This window comes from Streptomyces gottesmaniae, from assembly GCF_031845845.1.
Taxonomy (GTDB): domain Bacteria; phylum Actinomycetota; class Actinomycetes; order Streptomycetales; family Streptomycetaceae; genus Streptomyces; species Streptomyces akebiae.
The window spans coordinates 95,812-111,032 of record NZ_JAVRFJ010000021.1 but is presented as its reverse complement, the minus strand read 5'-3'; the positions used below and the strand labels follow the sequence as shown (position 1 = coordinate 111,032).

Here is a 15,221-nt window from a genome sequence, read left to right as displayed (position 1 = left end):
GCACGGACACTCGACGAGGAGCAAACGTGCCTCAAGACGCTTACGACTACGACGTCATCGTCGTGGGCTCCGGCTTCGGCGGCAGCGTGACCGCCCTGCGCCTGACCGAGAAGGGCTACCAGGTCGGAGTCCTGGAGGCGGGCCGCCGCTTCACCCGCGAAACCCTCCCCAAGAACTCCTGGGACCTCAAGAACTACCTCTGGGCCCCCGCCCTCGGCATGTACGGGATCCAGCGCATCCACCTCCTCGGCAACGTCATGGTGCTGGCCGGGGCCGGCGTGGGAGGCGGCTCCCTCAACTACGCCAACACCCTCTACGTACCGCCGAAACCGTTCTTCGAGGACCCGCAGTGGAAGGACATCACCGACTGGCAGGAGGAGCTGAAGCCGTACTACGACCAGGCCCGCCGCATGCTCGGCGTACGGCTCAACCCGACGATGACCCCCTCGGACGTGCACCTGAAGGCCGCCGCCGAGCGGATGGGCGTCGGCGACAGCTTCCACCTCGCCCCGGTGGGCGTCTTCTTCGGTGACGGTGAGGACGCCGACGGCAAGACGAAGGCCGCCCCCGGCGACCAGGCGGAGGACCCCTACTTCGGCGGTGCGGGCCCCGCCCGCACGGCCTGCACCGAGTGCGGCGAGTGCATGACCGGCTGCCGCCACGGCGCGAAGAACACCCTCAACGAGAACTACCTCCACCTCGCCGAGAAGGCGGGCGCGGTCGTCCACCCGATGACGACGGTCGTGGCCGTGACGGAGGACTCACAGGGCGGCTACGCCGTGACGACCCTCCCGACCGACAACCGCAGGAAGGGCGAGAGCCGGGTGCTCAGGGCCCGCCGTGTCGTCCTCGCGGCCGGCACCTACGGCACCCAGACCCTCCTGCACCGGATGAAGGCGAACGGCCAACTCCCGCACCTCTCGGACCGCCTGGGCATGCTGACCCGCACCAACTCCGAAGCGCTGGTCGGCGCCCAGACCGACAACCGCCGCTACCGCAAGGCGCACGGCGTGCCGGAGGTCGACTTCACCCGGGGCGTGGCGATCACCTCCTCCATCCACCCCGACGCGAACACCCATATCGAGCCGGTCCGCTACGGCAAGGGCTCCAACGCGATGGGCGGCCTGTCGATCCTCCAGGTCCCGTACGCGGGTCGCACCGCGTCGGGCACCACCCGCGTCCTCGGCTGGCTGGGGTACGCGGCCAGACACCCGCTGCTGGTGGCCCGTTCGCTCTCCAACCGCCGCTGGTCGGAGCGGACCATCATCGGCCTGGTGATGCAGTCCCTGGACAACTCGTTGTCGACGCATCTGAAGCCGAAGGGGCTGGGCAAGGGTCTGTTGACGGCTCGTCAGGGCCATGGCGCGCCCAACCCCAAGCAGATCGAGGCCGCTTCGCAGGCCGCCTCCACCATCGCCGCCGAGATCAACGGCTTCGCCGGCAGCAACGTGGGCGAGCTGATGGGCACCCCGCTCACCGCGCACTTCCTCGGCGGTTGCCCCATCGGCGCCACCGCGGACGACGGCGTGATCGACCCGTACCACCGCCTCTACGGCCACCCCGGCATCTCCGTCGTCGACGGCGCCGCCGTCTCCGCGAACCTGGGCGTCAACCCGTCCCTGACCATCACGGCGCAGGCCGAGCGGGCGATGTCGTACTGGCCCAACAACGGCGAGCCGGACCGGCGCCCGGCTCCCGGCGAGGCCTACGAGCGCCTCGCCCCCGTGCAGCCCCTGCACCCGGCGGTCCCGGCGGACGCGTTCGGCGCGCTCCGGCTGCCGCTGGTGCCGGTACCGACGGTGCCGCCGAAGAAGTAGTCACGGCGGACGAAGCCGGCACGCGACGGAAGAGTTACGGAGAAGGACCCGCACCCCCCTCCGAGCGCGGGTTCTTCTCTCGTGTGCCAGGTGTGACTGGTGAGTGGTGAGAAGGGTTGCCCTCGCGATGACAGTTTTTTCGTGTGATGCGAGTCACATGCAAAGAGGGCGGGAGTGGCACAACCGATTGACGCGCCTCGCGGTCACATACATGTTCGATGGGGCCTGTGGGGCCCCTGTGAAGCATGAAACGAAAGTCGTGAGGGTGGGGGACATGAAGTCGACGATGTCGCGGGTGGCGGTGGCCGTCTCGGTTGTGGCCACGCTGGGATTGACCGCGGCGTGCGGTGGCGGCGGCGACGAGGACAAGGCGGACACGAAGCCGTCGGCCGCCGGCAGCGCCTCGGCCGCCGAGGACGCGAAGAACGGGGAGGACGGCGCCGGGAAGGCCGCGTTGACCGAGGCGCAGCTGAAGGAGGCGGCCCTCGCGAAGGGGGACGTGAAGGGCTACACGATCTCCGACATGCCGGCGGACGACATGCCCGCCGAGACCGTGCCCGCGAAGCCGGCCGCCTGCCAGCCCCTCGCGAACATGTTCTTCTTCACCTCCGACCCGCAGGCGCAGGCCCGTACCGGACGCCGGGTCACCTCGGTGGACGAGCTCTCCGCCAGCGTCCTCGCCCTGGCCCTCGCCGCGCACGAGCAGAGCGACGCCGAGAAGGTGATGGCCGACCTCCGCAAGGCGACGGAGAGCTGCGACGGGTACGAGCAGGTCGGCAACAAGTACACCGACATCGAGACGCTCGCCGCCCCCGAGCACGGCGACGAGGCTGTCGCGTACAAGCTGAAGGGCGACATCGAGGGCGCGAAGATCCCGATGTCCTTCACGGTGGTGCGCAGCGGCTCGACGCTCATCGCGTTCTCCTCGATGAACATGCTCGACGCGGACAAGGCCGAGGTGCCCGCCGAAGTCCTGGACGCGCAGGTCGCGAAGCTGGAGAAGGTCGCCGGCTGACCGGTCACGACGTGACGAAGGGCCCCGCGGTGACGACTCGGTCACCGCGGGGCCCTTCCGCGTCGGCGCCGACGTCAGGGCGGCGCCCGGAACCGGGATCCGGTGGGGGTGAGTGATCTGCTCCGCGTCGTGAAGGGGGCGACGGGCTCCGTATCCGTCACGCCCACCCCGGAACAGTTCCGCCGGTCGGCCCCGGGCGTCCCCGGAGCCGGCCGTTCTCTTGAGTGACCGGGCTGCTGTCCCCTGCCGTCCGGTCACCACCCTGGAGCGAGGTCCCACGGCGCACGGCACGATCCGGACGCCTCATCGCTCCAGCGGAGCCACGCGTGGTTCTTCCGTGCCCGCACCTGGCTGGCACGGACACCGACACCAACGAAGCGTGCCGTCCGACGGTCACGCGCCGTACGGGTGAGAGGGCAGCCGTACGTACGTGCGCCGGCCGTGCGCGCCGGTCAGATGCGGCCCCGGCACAGCTCCAGCAGAGTCATGGCCAGCGCGGTGCCCGGCTTGCCGAGGGCGTCCCTGTAGTGGGCCAGGATCTCCATCTCCCGCGACAGGTTCACGCGCCTGCCGCCGGACTCGATCCGTGCCTCCTGGATCACGGCGGAGACCGCCACGCGTTCCTGGATCAGGCCGATGATCCGGTCGTCCAGGGCGTCGATCCGTTCCCGGGCGCCGGTGATCACACCGGCCGCCTCGGAGGTGCGGGCGCCGGTCTTCTCGATGGAGGTGATGGTCATCTCTGGGCTCCTCGTCGGAAGTCGAAAGGACTCCCCGGAGCGGCAAGACCCGGAGAACGCCAGGCGCCCCGGACCTTGTCGGCCCGGGGCGCCTGGGGAAGTCGCTTGTCAGTGGCTCAAGCAGCACGACCATGGCAGCCGGTGGGCCCGGTGCCATAGGTAAAGACGAAGGTCGAGTGCGCAAGCATGCGCCCCAGTATGCCACGCCCCACCATGCCCCCTACCGACCGCCCGCGACCCTCCGCGCCGCAGTTCGGGGAGCCGGGGGTCGACGGGCAAAGCCCCCGGTGGCCCCACGTCACGAGCGCGCACCCCGGTAGACTCGGACCACACAGACCCCCGCCCGACCGCCGGAAGGCACCCCGTGTCATCAGCGAACCCCGCTGCCGCCGCTCCCGACACCGTCCTGGTCGTCGACTTCGGCGCCCAGTACGCCCAGCTCATCGCCCGACGGGTCCGCGAGGCCCGGGTCTACAGCGAGATCGTGCCGAGCACCATGCCGGTCGCGGAGATGCTCGCCAAGAACCCGGCGGCGATCATCCTCTCCGGCGGCCCCTCCTCGGTCTACGCCGAGGGCGCCCCCCGTCTCGACCGCGCGCTCTTCGAGGCCGGCGTCCCCGTCTTCGGCATGTGCTACGGCTTCCAGCTGATGGCCACCACCCTCGGCGGCACCGTCGACAACACCGGCGCCCGCGAGTACGGCCGTACGCCCCTCCACGTCGCCAAGTCCGGCAGCACCCTCTTCGAGGGCACCCCGGACGAGCAGTCGGTCTGGATGTCCCACGGCGACGCCTGCTCCGCCGCCCCCGAGGGCTTCACCGTCACGGCCTCCACCGACGTCGTCCCGGTCGCCGCCTTCGAGAACGACGAGAAGAAGCTGTACGGCGTCCAGTACCACCCGGAGGTCATGCACTCCACGCACGGCCAGCAGGTCCTGGAGCACTTCCTCTACCGCGGCGCGGGCATCACCCCCAGCTGGACCACCGGCAACGTCATCGAGGAGCAGGTCGAGGCCATCCGCGAGCTGGTCGGCGACAAGCGCGCCATCTGCGGCCTCTCCGGCGGCGTGGACTCCGCGGTCGCCGCGGCCCTCGTCCAGAAGGCCATCGGCTCCCAGCTGACCTGCGTCTACGTCGACCACGGCCTCATGCGCAAGAACGAGACCGAGCAGGTCGAGAAGGACTTCGTCGCCGCGACCGGCGTACAGCTGAAGGTCGTCGACGCGGAGGAGCGCTTCCTCAAGGCGCTGGCCGGGGTCTCCGACCCCGAGCAGAAGCGGAAGATCATCGGCCGCGAGTTCATCCGCGTCTTCGAGCAGGCCCAGGCGGAGATCATCGCCGACGAGGGCCCCGAGGTCGCGTTCCTCGTCCAGGGCACGCTCTACCCCGACGTGGTCGAGTCCGGCGGCGGCACCGGCACAGCCAACATCAAGTCCCACCACAACGTCGGCGGCCTGCCGGAAGACCTCGAATTCAAGCTGATCGAGCCGCTGCGCAAGCTCTTCAAGGACGAGGTCCGGATGGTCGGCCAGGAGCTGGGGCTCCCGGAGGAGATCGTCCAGCGCCAGCCGTTCCCGGGCCCCGGTCTGGGCATCCGGATCGTCGGCGAGGTCACCAAGGAACGCCTCGACCTGCTCCGCGAGGCCGACGCCATCGCCCGCGAGGAGCTGACGGCGGCCGGCCTCGACCGCGACATCTGGCAGTGCCCGGTGGTGCTGCTGGCGGACGTCCGGTCCGTCGGAGTCCAGGGCGACGGCCGCACCTACGGCCACCCGATCGTTCTCCGCCCGGTGTCCAGCGAGGACGCCATGACGGCCGACTGGTCCCGGCTGCCGTACGACGTCCTCGCGAAGATCTCCACCCGCATCACCAACGAGGTCGCCGACGTCAACCGGGTCGTCCTCGACGTGACGAGCAAGCCCCCGGGCACCATCGAGTGGGAGTGAGTCCCGCCGCGACCGGCGTGAAGGGGCTCAGGTCCGTTTGAGGGTCCGCACCGGCTCTCCGGGCTTCCAGACCTGGACGACCAGGTACTTGTCGTCCTCGACGTAGGTCCGCACGACCTCCGTCAGCTCGGTGCGGAAGAGGTGGAACGGCTCCGGCGGTTCCACCTCTTCGCCGTACGCGGCCTTCACCGCGGGGTCGTCGACCTCGATCGCCCGGCCGCTCACCCGTACGTCACCGCCGCCCATCTCCGTGCCCGGCCCCGGATTGGCCTGCAACGCGAAGCGAGGGTCGTGGCGCAGATCGAGCGCCTTGCGCGAGTCCGGCATCATCCCCAGCCACAGCTCCCCGTTCACGAACCGGACCTCCAGCCCGGTCGTACGCGGCGAGCCGTCCCTGCGGAGGGTGGCGAGGACGTGATGGGTGAAGGCGCCGAAGCGCGCCTCGACCGTCTGGGCGAGCTCGGGTTCGGCGGCGACGAAGGCGCCCCAGTTCGAAAGATTCTCCGGCATACGTCGAGTCTCACGCGGATACCCGACAACCACTGTCTGGTTACCCCGAGCGACGTACGACGACGGTTCGACCCGAGCGAACGGTGTGCCGTGTGGCGCGCTTCCGTGACTTGCGTAACGGTTGCGCACTCTCTTCACTGGACGGACCTGTTCTCCGTGGGGGACCGACGGTAACTTCCGCTTCGTAAAGGAAGTCACTCTGGAGGACACATGCACGGGCCCACACCGCCCCTGCCCCTACCCACCGACCAGCTCCGGTTCGCCATGCCGCCGATGCACGAGTCGGCGGAGGACGAGCGGCGGCACCGCAAGGAACGGCTGGCCGGGGCTCTGCGGATCTTCGGGCGCATGGGGTTCGAGGAGGGGGTCTCGGGACACATCACCGCACGCGACCCGGAGTTCAGCGACTGCTTCTGGGTCAATCCGTTCGGGATGCCCTTCAAGCACGTCACGGTGAGTGACCTGGTCCTCGCCAACCAGGACGGTCAGGTGATCGAGGGCCGCTACCACGTGAACCAGGCCGCGTTCACCGTCCACGCCCAGGTGCACGCCGCCCGCCCCGACGTCGTCGCCGTCGCCCACTGTCACTCCGTGCACGGCCGCGCCCTGTCCGCCCTCGGCGAGCTGCTCGACCCGATCAGCCAGGAGTCCTGTGCCTTCTACGAGGACCAGGCCCTCTACGACCACTACACGGGCGTCGCCGTGGACGCGGACGAGGGCCGCCGCATCGCCGCGGTCCTCGGCAGCCGCAAGGCCCTGGTGCTGCGCAACCACGGTCTGCTGACGGTCGGAGACTCGGTCGACGCGGCTGCCTGGTGGTTCCTGTCCATGGAACGCTCGGCACAGGTGCAGCTCACCGCCAAGGCGGCGGGACGGCCCCTGCTCATCGACCACCGGCTGGCCGTCGCGACACGGGAACAGGCGGGCGGCGACCTGGTGGCCTGGATCAACTACCAGCCGCTGTGGCAGGACATCAGCCGCAGCGAGCCGGACCTCCTGAGTTGAGGACAGCCCGCCCGGAGGAGCCCGGGGCCGTGCCGGTCCGCGGCTCCGCCGCGTGGGCGCGACCGGCCGCGGATCACCGGCGGACGCCGGACGCGGGTGGTGGGACGGCGCCCACGCGGGGGCCCTCAGAAGTCGCGCAGCACCGCCGCCTTCGTGGCCGCGAACTCCTCGTCCGTGAGGACGCCGTCGCGGTGCAGTTCACCGATTTCGCGGAGCCGGCGGAGGAGGGTGTCGTGGTGGTCGGGGTCCGGAGGCCGGGTCGTGACGGTCCCGTCCGGTCCCGACCGGTCCGCATGGTCGTCCGCCCGTGTCGACGGATGGGGGAGCCGCGCCGTGACCGCCGTCGCGACGAGGGCCGTGAGCAGGTCGCGCCGCGTACTGCCCCACAGGTCGAGGGCGAACGGGTCCCGCTCCGGCGGCAGCTTCGAGAACACGGTCTCGCGCGTCACGAACCGCAGGAAACCGTCCTCGTAACCGGAGTTGGGCAGCCACTCGACCCGCACCAGTTCTCCGACGTCGATGATCCGCGGCCCGGTCGCGCGCTTGACCCGATCGGAGGTGTCGTTCCAGTCGATCCGGACCCGCGTCCCGTCGAACGACACCGTGCCGTCACTGGAGCGCACCGACACCGGCACGGGCGGACCCGGCAGGAGATAGGCGCTCGCGGGCTCCTTCGGCGTCTGCTCCAGCAGCATCGACTGCCGTATCTCCTCGGCCACGTACTCGGCGATCCCCGACCGGTCGAGATCGACGGTCAGCCGGTACGGGTCGGCCGCGTCCGGCAGTCGTCCGCCCGTGGCCTGCAGCAGTGGATCACTGCCCTCACGCAGCCGCAACCGCAGCCGTCCGCGCTTGCGTTCGGGCTCGTAGACGACACCGGCCACCGCATCCAGGGGCACCGCGATCTCCCCGTACGTCTGCCGGAACAGCGCCACGGAACGGTGCAGGCCCGGCGTGATCCTGACCGTGCCGCCGTCGAAGGCCCAGACGCCGTCGCGCTGGATGATCTCGGCCATAGGAGGATTCTCCCAGCCGGGTCAACACGAGCACCCGCACTTCACCCCGCGCCTCCCACGCGCGGAGTGGCCCCGCAGAATGCGGGCCGTGTTCCATACGGCACAATTCGCTGTCATCGCAGGGCAGTTGTACGGCCGCACGGCTGTGGTAGTGAGCGGACGTACGTACGACACCGCGCGACGGCGGTATCGGCTCGACAGGAACAGCAGCGCAAGGGCGGCCGTCGTCGCTCTCGCGGCTGAAGCGGTGACAGCAGTGCTGGCAGATGGCAATGACGGTGGCGGCGAATGCCGAAATGTGCGGACGTGGGCGCGAGGCGCACACGGACGTCGGCGCGGGAAGGCGGGCTCGGGCGTGGCGGTGCAGGAGGCGAGAGGGGGCATGGGCGTGGGCGCCCATGAAGGCGGGTGCACGTGCGGGGACTGTCCGCACGGGGCGCGCGCGGGACACCGGCGCGCGGTCGCCGAGTTCCTGTCGAAGCGGGAGGAGTTCGCGTCGGGGCAGGGACTGCCGGCGGCCGTGGCGCACTCCGCGTCCGCCTCCCGCCAGTGGGTCTCCGACGAACTCACCCAGTCCGCGGCCCTCGTCGCCGAACGCGGCCGGGTCGAGGGCGAGGCGTGGCTGTCCCGCCTGTGGCTGCGCACGGCGATCGTGGTCTGGGCCGCCGTCGTCACCCTCCTTCTCGTCCAGTCCCTCACCGCGATCGGCGCGGGCTGGACGGTCGCCCGCACCGCCGGTCTGCTCGCCGCCCTGCTGGTGGCCGCGTCGCTGACGGGCGCCGGATATCTGCACCGGGCGCGCGGCGGTGCCCTCGCACCGGTCATCGGCGAGGACAACCGCCTCTCCACCTCCCGTGCGATCGCGGCCGGTTGGGTCCTCTTCGTCGTCTTCGCGGTCCTCGTCCTCGTCGGCCGCCTCGCCGCGGCCTCCGACCACCGCGAACGCGACGCCCTCATCGCCGGCCTCGACCTCGCCCGCGGCGCCGGCATCGTGACCGTCCTCGCCGTCGTCTGCGGCATCGCCGTCCTGGTCCGCCGCGTGGTCGGCCTCCGTGTCCTCGCCCAACGCCTCCAGAAGGTCCGCGCCCACCGCCCCCGCGCCGCCGACCTCCTCACCGACGACTCCGGCCGCGGCAGCTTCACCGACATCCAGTACGTGACCATCTGCACCGTCGCCCTCGCCTTCGCGGCGGTCCGCCTCGCCCGCCGCCCCGACCAACTCCCCGACCTCCCCTGGGGCCTGGCCCTCCTCGTCCTGGTCTCGGCGGCCACCTACGTCGCCGGCAAATACGCCGAGGGCGGCCGCCCCGTCATCCTCTCCGTCGTCCGCGCCCGCGAGGCCGGCGACCTCGACGCCCCCATCCGCAACGGCGACGACATCGAGATCCGCGGCTCGGGTTTCGTCCCACCCGGCGCCCAGACCGCCGACCACCTCTCCCGCATGGTCGTCCGCATCGGCCCCGTCCACGTCCACGTCCCCCTCGTCCCCGTACCGGGCGGCTTCAGCAACCCCACCGACGCCGTCCTCACCGCCCCCGTCCCCGCCGACGTCGAACCCGGCAAGGTCGAAGTCCAGGTCGTGACAGCGGCCGGCCTGGAAACCAACCGCTACACCATCGAGGTCTCGGCGGACTGACCGACTGCCGGCTGGTGGGGGCTGGGAGAGCGGACTGATCAATTGCCGGCTGGTGGGGCTTGGGAGTGCGGGGTGACTGCCGGTTGGTGGGGTGGGGGCGCGGCTGACCAGCTGCCGGTCGGTGGGGCTTGGGAGTGCGGACCGACCAACTGTTGGCTGGTGGGGTCCGGGTGTGCGGGGTGACTGTTGTGGGGTTCGGAGTGCGGACTGAGTGCTGATTGGTGGGTTTCCGAAACCGGGGCGATCATCGGGTGGTCGGGGCTCGGGACCAGTCTCTGTCGGCTGGTCCAGCACGGGAAACGGGACGACCGCGACCGGTGATGGCGGGGCATGACGGGCAGCCGTCGGCCGGTGGCGGTCCGGAGGGCGCCGTACCCTGGCCCGCTTCTGAGCCCGCCCCCGTCATGGATGCGGCGGAGGCGCGCACCCGCGGGCGGGTTGAAGGGGCGCAGCACCTGGGACTGGACGGGTAAGGGCGGCGGGGGCGAGAAAGGCACCCGGGACCACACCCCGCTGCCCGACAAGACACCCCGACCCGGAAAAACACGCCCGAACCATTGAGCACCCCCACCCCTCTGACCGTATCGTCTGTTGAGGGGTCAACGGCACGGCGGACAAGAGGCGGCGCAGACCATGGCTCACGACATTCGCTCGGACTCCCACACTCCCCATTTCGACGGCAGCCCCGACTGGCGGGACACCGCCACCCGCTACGCCCTCCTGCCCCTACGCCTCTTCCTCGCCGTCACCTTCATCTACGCCGGCCTGGACAAACTCACCGACAGCGCGTTCATGGCGGAGTCCGGCTCCGGCTCCATCGGCGACATGATGAGCGCCGCCCGAGACTCCTCCGCCATCCCAGCCATGATCGACATGGCCCTGAACAACCCCGTCGGCTTCGGCTACGCCATCGCCATCGGCGAACTCGCCGTCGGTATCGGCACCCTCCTCGGCCTCTTCACCCGCCTGGCCGCCTTCGGCGGAGCCCTGATCTCCCTCAGCCTCTGGCTCACGGTCAGCTGGTCGGCATCCCCGTACTACTACGGCAACGACCTCCCCTATTTCATGGCGTGGATCCCGCTGATCCTCGCCGGTGCACCGGTCCTCTCCGTGGACGCCGCCATCCGTTCCCGTCGCCGGGGCGGCACCAGCAGGCACCGCGCGGGCGCCTACCACTGAGCCCCCAAGGGCCCGCCACAGCAGGCCCGCACGCTGCGCTCACCACCACGGCTCGGCCGGCCCACATGCTCGCCCGCACCCATCACAGCTCAGCCAGTGCGCACCTGCCACGACCCGGGCGACCGAGCTGACCCCGCCCGCTCTCCGCCGCGCCCACCGGTTCTCAGCCGTGCCCGTCCCTACTCGCCGCTCCCGGACCTCGCTTCCGTGGGCCCCGCAGGGACTCCCGGCCCCGACACCCCCGTCCGCCCCGCGCCCCGCCGCCCTCGTATCGCATGGTCCAGAGAAGCCACCGCCCCCGCGATACACAGCCCCCCGACCACGAGCGGTATCACCACGAACCAGGGGGCCTGCCAGGCGTCTCCCGCATCGCCGAGGTACACGACACCGGCGGCGGTGACGAAGAGGCCGGCGACGAGCTTCCCCGGCCGGAACTCATGCCGCAGCACGGGCCACCTCCGCCTGTCCCAGACCGACTTCGAGATCGATGACGAGCGTCCCCCCGCTGCCCGAGCCCTTCTCCGGGACCAGCGTCAGCCGGTCGCTCTTGTCCGGTGCCACGTCCACGTCCTCCTTGTCGTCACCCGGCAACTGGATGTCACCCAGGCCCACTTCGATGTCGAGCCGCACCGTGACGTCCGGTGGAACCACCACCTTCACCTTGCCCGCGCCCACCTCCACACTCGTGCTCAGCGACTCTCCCTTCGGTATGTCCACCTCGGACAGGTCGAGCGTGCCCACGCCGGTCCCCAGCTCGTACCGGGCCGCGACGCTCTCCGCGCTCCTTGGTGTCCACTCCGTACGGGCCCAGTCGGTGGTGATGTTCGACGGCAGCGCCGCCGTGCCTGCCAGCAGCCCTGCCGTGACCACGGCCAGGAAGACCGAACCCGCTCCCGTCCGGCCGAGGAAGGCGCTGAGGGCTATGCCCAGACCGAACACGATCAGCGCGCCGGCCAGACCGGTCTGCAGGCTGGCGGCCAGGCTGCGGTCCCCCCAGGTGGTGCCGGTACCGACGCCGCCGGCCAGCAGCGCGAGCAGGAAGATCCAGCCGCCGATCCAGCGCGGCCCCCGCGGCTTCGGCGGACGCGCGATGCGTATGTCCTGGCGGGTGGGCCTCATGCCCTGGGCGATGTTGATCGCCGCGGCTACGTCCCGGTCGCGGGTCTCCCACGGGCCCCACAGATAGCCCGTGCCGCCGACGTGGCTTCCGTCCTTGACTATGGGGTCCCGCCACCACGAGGGGTAGGCGGATGCCACGGGGGGCGCCTGGGCCTCCGGCGGGGCATCGGCCACCGCCTGGGCGGCCAGCGGATCGGGGTCGGGGGCGCCGCGGTGCTGCGACCAGTACCCCGCGCCGGCCAGGAGCAGGGAGACGACCACCGAGAAGGCCAGGACGGTGGTGTTGCTCAGCATGGTGAGGAAGACGCCGCAGCCGACCAGCGCGAAGAGCACGGCCGTGAGGGCCTGGCCGTCGACCCGGCCGGTGAGCAGCTTGCGTACCTCGTTCTCCTCCTCGTCGTCGTAAGCCACGAACAACCAGGCGAAGCCGTAGAAGATGAGGCCGAGGCCCCCGGTGAGGGAGAGGACCGCCAGCACCACGCGGAAGATCACCGGATCCATGTCGCACTGCCGCCCGAGCCCGGCACAGACACCGCCCAGCATCTTGTACCGCCGGTCGCGGCGGAACCTGTGCGGGGCGGCGGGGGCACCGGCCGGATCTTCGGAGCCCATGGCGTCCGATCCATCCGCGCGTGCTCCCGCGTCCGCCTGCGGGCCCGTGCCCGTGCCCACGCCCGCGCCCGCGTCCGTGTGCGATCGTGGGCCTGTCCGTGACCGTGCGTTCGTGCGGGGGACTGCCCCCGCGTCCTCGTGCGCGCGCGGCTCCTCCGACCCCGTACCCGGTGGAGGCAGGGCGTCCTGCGGCTCGGTGGCGGGCCGCGGGGAGTCCGGACCCGAGCCGGGGCCCGGCTCCGCTGCCGCGTGCTGGTGATCCGTCATGCGTCCATCGTGACCGCACGGCCGGTCCGATGGCAGTCGGGACGACCCTGGTCGAACCCTGATATCCGCCGGGGGAAGTGTTCGATCACGCTTGCGTCGAAGATCAGGGGCGTCTCGGGGGTCGACCCTGATGCCTCGCTCCGCCATGCGTGTGAACATCGATGGCATGCCGGAAGCCGCAGCACTGCCAGTCGACACTCCGCGGCCCCCGCGCAAGCTCTACCGCAGCAGCGACGGACGCTGGCTCGGAGGCGTGGCGCGAGGGCTCGCCGGACATCTCGGCCTGCCTGTGACCTGGGTGCGGCTCGTGTTCGCCGGTCTCTTCCTGGCCGACGGCCTCGGCGCCCTCGTCTACGCGGCGTTCTGGTTCTTCGTCCCGCTCGGCGTGGGAGGCGTCGACAACCAGCGGCCCCCGGCCATCGCCACCGAGCCCTCACCCGACGGCCGCCGCAGACTCGTGGCCCGCAAACCCGACCGAGGGCAGATAGTCGCCCTCCTCCTCATGGTCGTCGTGGCCATGGTCTTCGTCGGCAATGTGAACCTCGGGGAGGGCGCCAGGGCGTATCTCTGGCCGACCGTGCTCGTCGCCGCCGGCGTCGCCCTGGTCTGGCGCCAGGCGGACAACGCGCGGCGGGCCCGCTGGGCCGAGGTCGGCCGTCGTCGGCGCACGATCACGCTGCTGCGCTCCGTGGCCGGTGTCCTGCTGGTCACCGCGGGAGTCTCGGGGATATTCGTCCTGCAGGGCTCGGCCGCCCACCTCGGCTCGGTCCTGCAGGCAGCGCTCGCGGTGCTCGTGGGCATAGCCCTGCTGGCCGGACCGTACCTCGTCCGTATGACCCAGGACCTCTCCGAGGAGCGCCTGATGCGCATCCGCGCACAGGAGCGCGCGGAGGTCGCGGCCCATGTGCACGACTCGGTGCTGCACACACTGACGCTGATACAGCGGAACGCGGACAACCCGAACGAGGTCCGCCGTCTCGCCCGCGCCCAGGAGCGCGACCTGCGGAACTGGCTGTACAAGCCCGAGGGCACGGGAAAGGACGAGGACGACGAGCCCGACACCCTCGCCGAGGCCGTACGGCGCAACGCGGCGGAGGTCGAGGACAAGCACGGCGTCCCCATAGAGGTGGTGGTCGTCGGCGACTGCCCCCTCGACGACGGACTGACCGCACAGATGCAGGCCGCGCGCGAGGCGATGGTGAACGCCGCCAAGTACGGTGGCGAGGGCGGCGCAGTGCAGGTCTTCGCCGAAGTCGAGGGAAGGACGGTCTTCGTGTCCGTCCGCGACCGCGGCCCAGGGTTCGACCTCGACGCGATACCCGCCGACCGCATGGGCGTCAGAGAATCGATCATCGGCCGCATGGAGCGCAACGGAGGCACGGCACGGCTCCGCGCCGTACCGGGTGGTGGCACGGAGGTCGAGCTGGAGATGGAGAGGGCGGAGACGACGTCATGAGTGACGCGAACGGGGCGAACGATCAGGCCGCACAGGGCGGTTCGGGGACGGCGCCGAGCGGGGGCCCGGGAGGTCCGGCCGCGCGGGGCACGGGTTCGGCCGAGGACAAGGCCGGCGAGCCCGGTCGGCAGGACACGCCCGACCAGTCCTCCACGCCGGGCGGCACCGCCGCATCCGGCGCACCCGTCGCACCCGCACCGTCCGGGCCCGGACGGCATGTCCGGGTGGTGCTGGTGGACGACCACCGCATGTTCCGCACAGGAGTGCGGGCCGAGATAGGGCAGACGGACCGTACGGGTGTGGAGGTGGTCGGGGAGGCCCCCGACGTCGATCAGGCGGTCTCGGTGATCACGAGTACGCGGCCCGAGGTGGTGCTCCTCGATGTGCACCTGCCCGGCGGCGGTGGGGTCGAAGTACTGCGCCGCTGTTCGGCGTTGATGGCGGACGCCGAGCAGCCCGTCCGCTTCCTCGCCCTGTCCGTGTCGGACGCGGCGGAGGACGTGATCGGGGTCATCCGGGGCGGCGCGCGCGGCTATGTCACCAAGACGATCACCGGCTCGGACCTGGTCGACTCCATCTTCCGGGTTCAGGAAGGCGACGCGGTCTTCTCTCCCCGTCTGGCCGGCTTCGTCCTCGACGCCTTCGCCTCGACCGACGCCCCACCTGTCGACGAGGACCTCGACCGGCTGACCCAGCGCGAGCGCGAGGTGCTGCGGCTCATCGCCCGCGGCTATGCGTACAAGGAGATCGCCAAGCAGCTCTACATCTCCGTGAAGACGGTGGAGTCCCATGTCTCCGCCGTCCTGCGGAAGCTGCAGCTCTCCAACCGCCACGAACTGACGAGGTGGGCGACGGCACGCCGCCTGGTGTGAGGTCGTAGGCACCGGCGCCGATGAGCCGGCCG

Annotated in this window: 12 protein-coding genes; 8 read left to right on the top strand and 4 right to left on the bottom strand. The window is 71.0% G+C overall.

What is annotated here, in order from left to right; translation table 11 throughout:
- The first annotated feature begins 26 nt into the window (after positions 1 to 26).
- Both RM704_RS23885 and RM704_RS23880 read left to right on the top strand, forming a co-directional pair.
- Positions 27 to 1,817, top strand: coding sequence for a GMC oxidoreductase (locus RM704_RS23885; protein ID WP_033525363.1), 1,791 nt, complete (start codon positions 27 to 29; stop codon positions 1,815 to 1,817).
- Positions 1,818 to 2,091: 274 nt separating this feature from the next.
- Positions 2,092 to 2,832: a hypothetical protein gene (locus RM704_RS23880; protein ID WP_311591169.1), complete on the top strand. Its 741-nt coding sequence runs from the start codon at positions 2,092 to 2,094 to the stop codon at positions 2,830 to 2,832.
- A 452-nt stretch (positions 2,833 to 3,284) separates the two neighbouring features.
- On the opposite strand, the gene RM704_RS23875 is transcribed toward RM704_RS23880, so the two are convergent.
- Positions 3,285 to 3,572 (bottom strand): chorismate mutase, encoded by a 288-nt coding sequence (locus RM704_RS23875; protein WP_107072215.1) that lies wholly within the window; start codon positions 3,570 to 3,572, stop codon positions 3,285 to 3,287.
- 364 nt (positions 3,573 to 3,936) lie between these two features.
- Here RM704_RS23875 and guaA point away from each other — a divergent pair, with 364 nt between their 5' ends.
- Positions 3,937 to 5,517, top strand: a complete 1,581-nt coding sequence (guaA, locus tag RM704_RS23870; protein ID WP_033525361.1) for a glutamine-hydrolyzing GMP synthase — start codon at positions 3,937 to 3,939, stop codon at positions 5,515 to 5,517.
- A 27-nt stretch (positions 5,518 to 5,544) separates the two neighbouring features.
- On the opposite strand, the gene RM704_RS23865 is transcribed toward guaA, so the two are convergent.
- Positions 5,545 to 6,027, bottom strand: coding sequence for a pyridoxamine 5'-phosphate oxidase family protein (locus RM704_RS23865; RefSeq protein WP_033525360.1), 483 nt, complete (start codon positions 6,025 to 6,027; stop codon positions 5,545 to 5,547).
- A gap of 210 nt (positions 6,028 to 6,237) precedes the next feature.
- Here RM704_RS23865 and RM704_RS23860 point away from each other — a divergent pair, with 210 nt between their 5' ends.
- Positions 6,238 to 7,032 carry a class II aldolase/adducin family protein gene (locus RM704_RS23860; protein WP_033525359.1) on the top strand — a complete coding sequence of 265 codons (795 nt, stop codon included), beginning with the start codon at positions 6,238 to 6,240 and terminating at the stop codon, positions 7,030 to 7,032.
- A gap of 125 nt (positions 7,033 to 7,157) precedes the next feature.
- Here RM704_RS23860 and RM704_RS23855 read toward each other — a convergent pair whose 3' ends face one another.
- A complete protein-coding gene (locus RM704_RS23855; RefSeq protein WP_033525358.1) occupies positions 7,158 to 8,048 on the bottom strand; it encodes a DUF4429 domain-containing protein in 891 nt (296 codons plus the stop codon).
- A gap of 355 nt (positions 8,049 to 8,403) precedes the next feature.
- On the opposite strand from RM704_RS23855, the gene RM704_RS23850 reads away from it, so the two are divergent.
- Positions 8,404 to 9,684, top strand: coding sequence for a hypothetical protein (locus RM704_RS23850; RefSeq protein WP_438828945.1), 1,281 nt, complete (start codon positions 8,404 to 8,406; stop codon positions 9,682 to 9,684).
- Between the two features lie 633 nt (positions 9,685 to 10,317).
- Positions 10,318 to 10,863: a DoxX family protein gene (locus RM704_RS23845; protein ID WP_033525356.1), complete on the top strand. Its 546-nt coding sequence runs from the start codon at positions 10,318 to 10,320 to the stop codon at positions 10,861 to 10,863.
- Between the two features lie 435 nt (positions 10,864 to 11,298).
- On the opposite strand, the gene RM704_RS23840 is transcribed toward RM704_RS23845, so the two are convergent.
- A complete protein-coding gene (locus tag RM704_RS23840; protein WP_033525355.1) occupies positions 11,299 to 12,861 on the bottom strand; it encodes a PspC domain-containing protein in 1,563 nt (520 codons plus the stop codon).
- Positions 12,862 to 13,027: 166 nt separating this feature from the next.
- On the opposite strand from RM704_RS23840, the gene RM704_RS23835 reads away from it, so the two are divergent.
- Positions 13,028 to 14,317: an ATP-binding protein gene (locus RM704_RS23835; RefSeq protein ID WP_192829571.1), complete on the top strand. Its 1,290-nt coding sequence runs from the start codon at positions 13,028 to 13,030 to the stop codon at positions 14,315 to 14,317.
- The gene (locus RM704_RS23830) at positions 14,314 to 15,189 is read left to right on the top strand and encodes a LuxR C-terminal-related transcriptional regulator (protein WP_033525353.1); all 876 of its coding nucleotides are present in this window, start codon (positions 14,314 to 14,316) and stop codon (positions 15,187 to 15,189) included. The genes RM704_RS23835 and RM704_RS23830 overlap by 4 nt, the downstream gene beginning before the upstream one ends.
- Positions 15,190 to 15,221 lie beyond the last annotated feature (32 nt).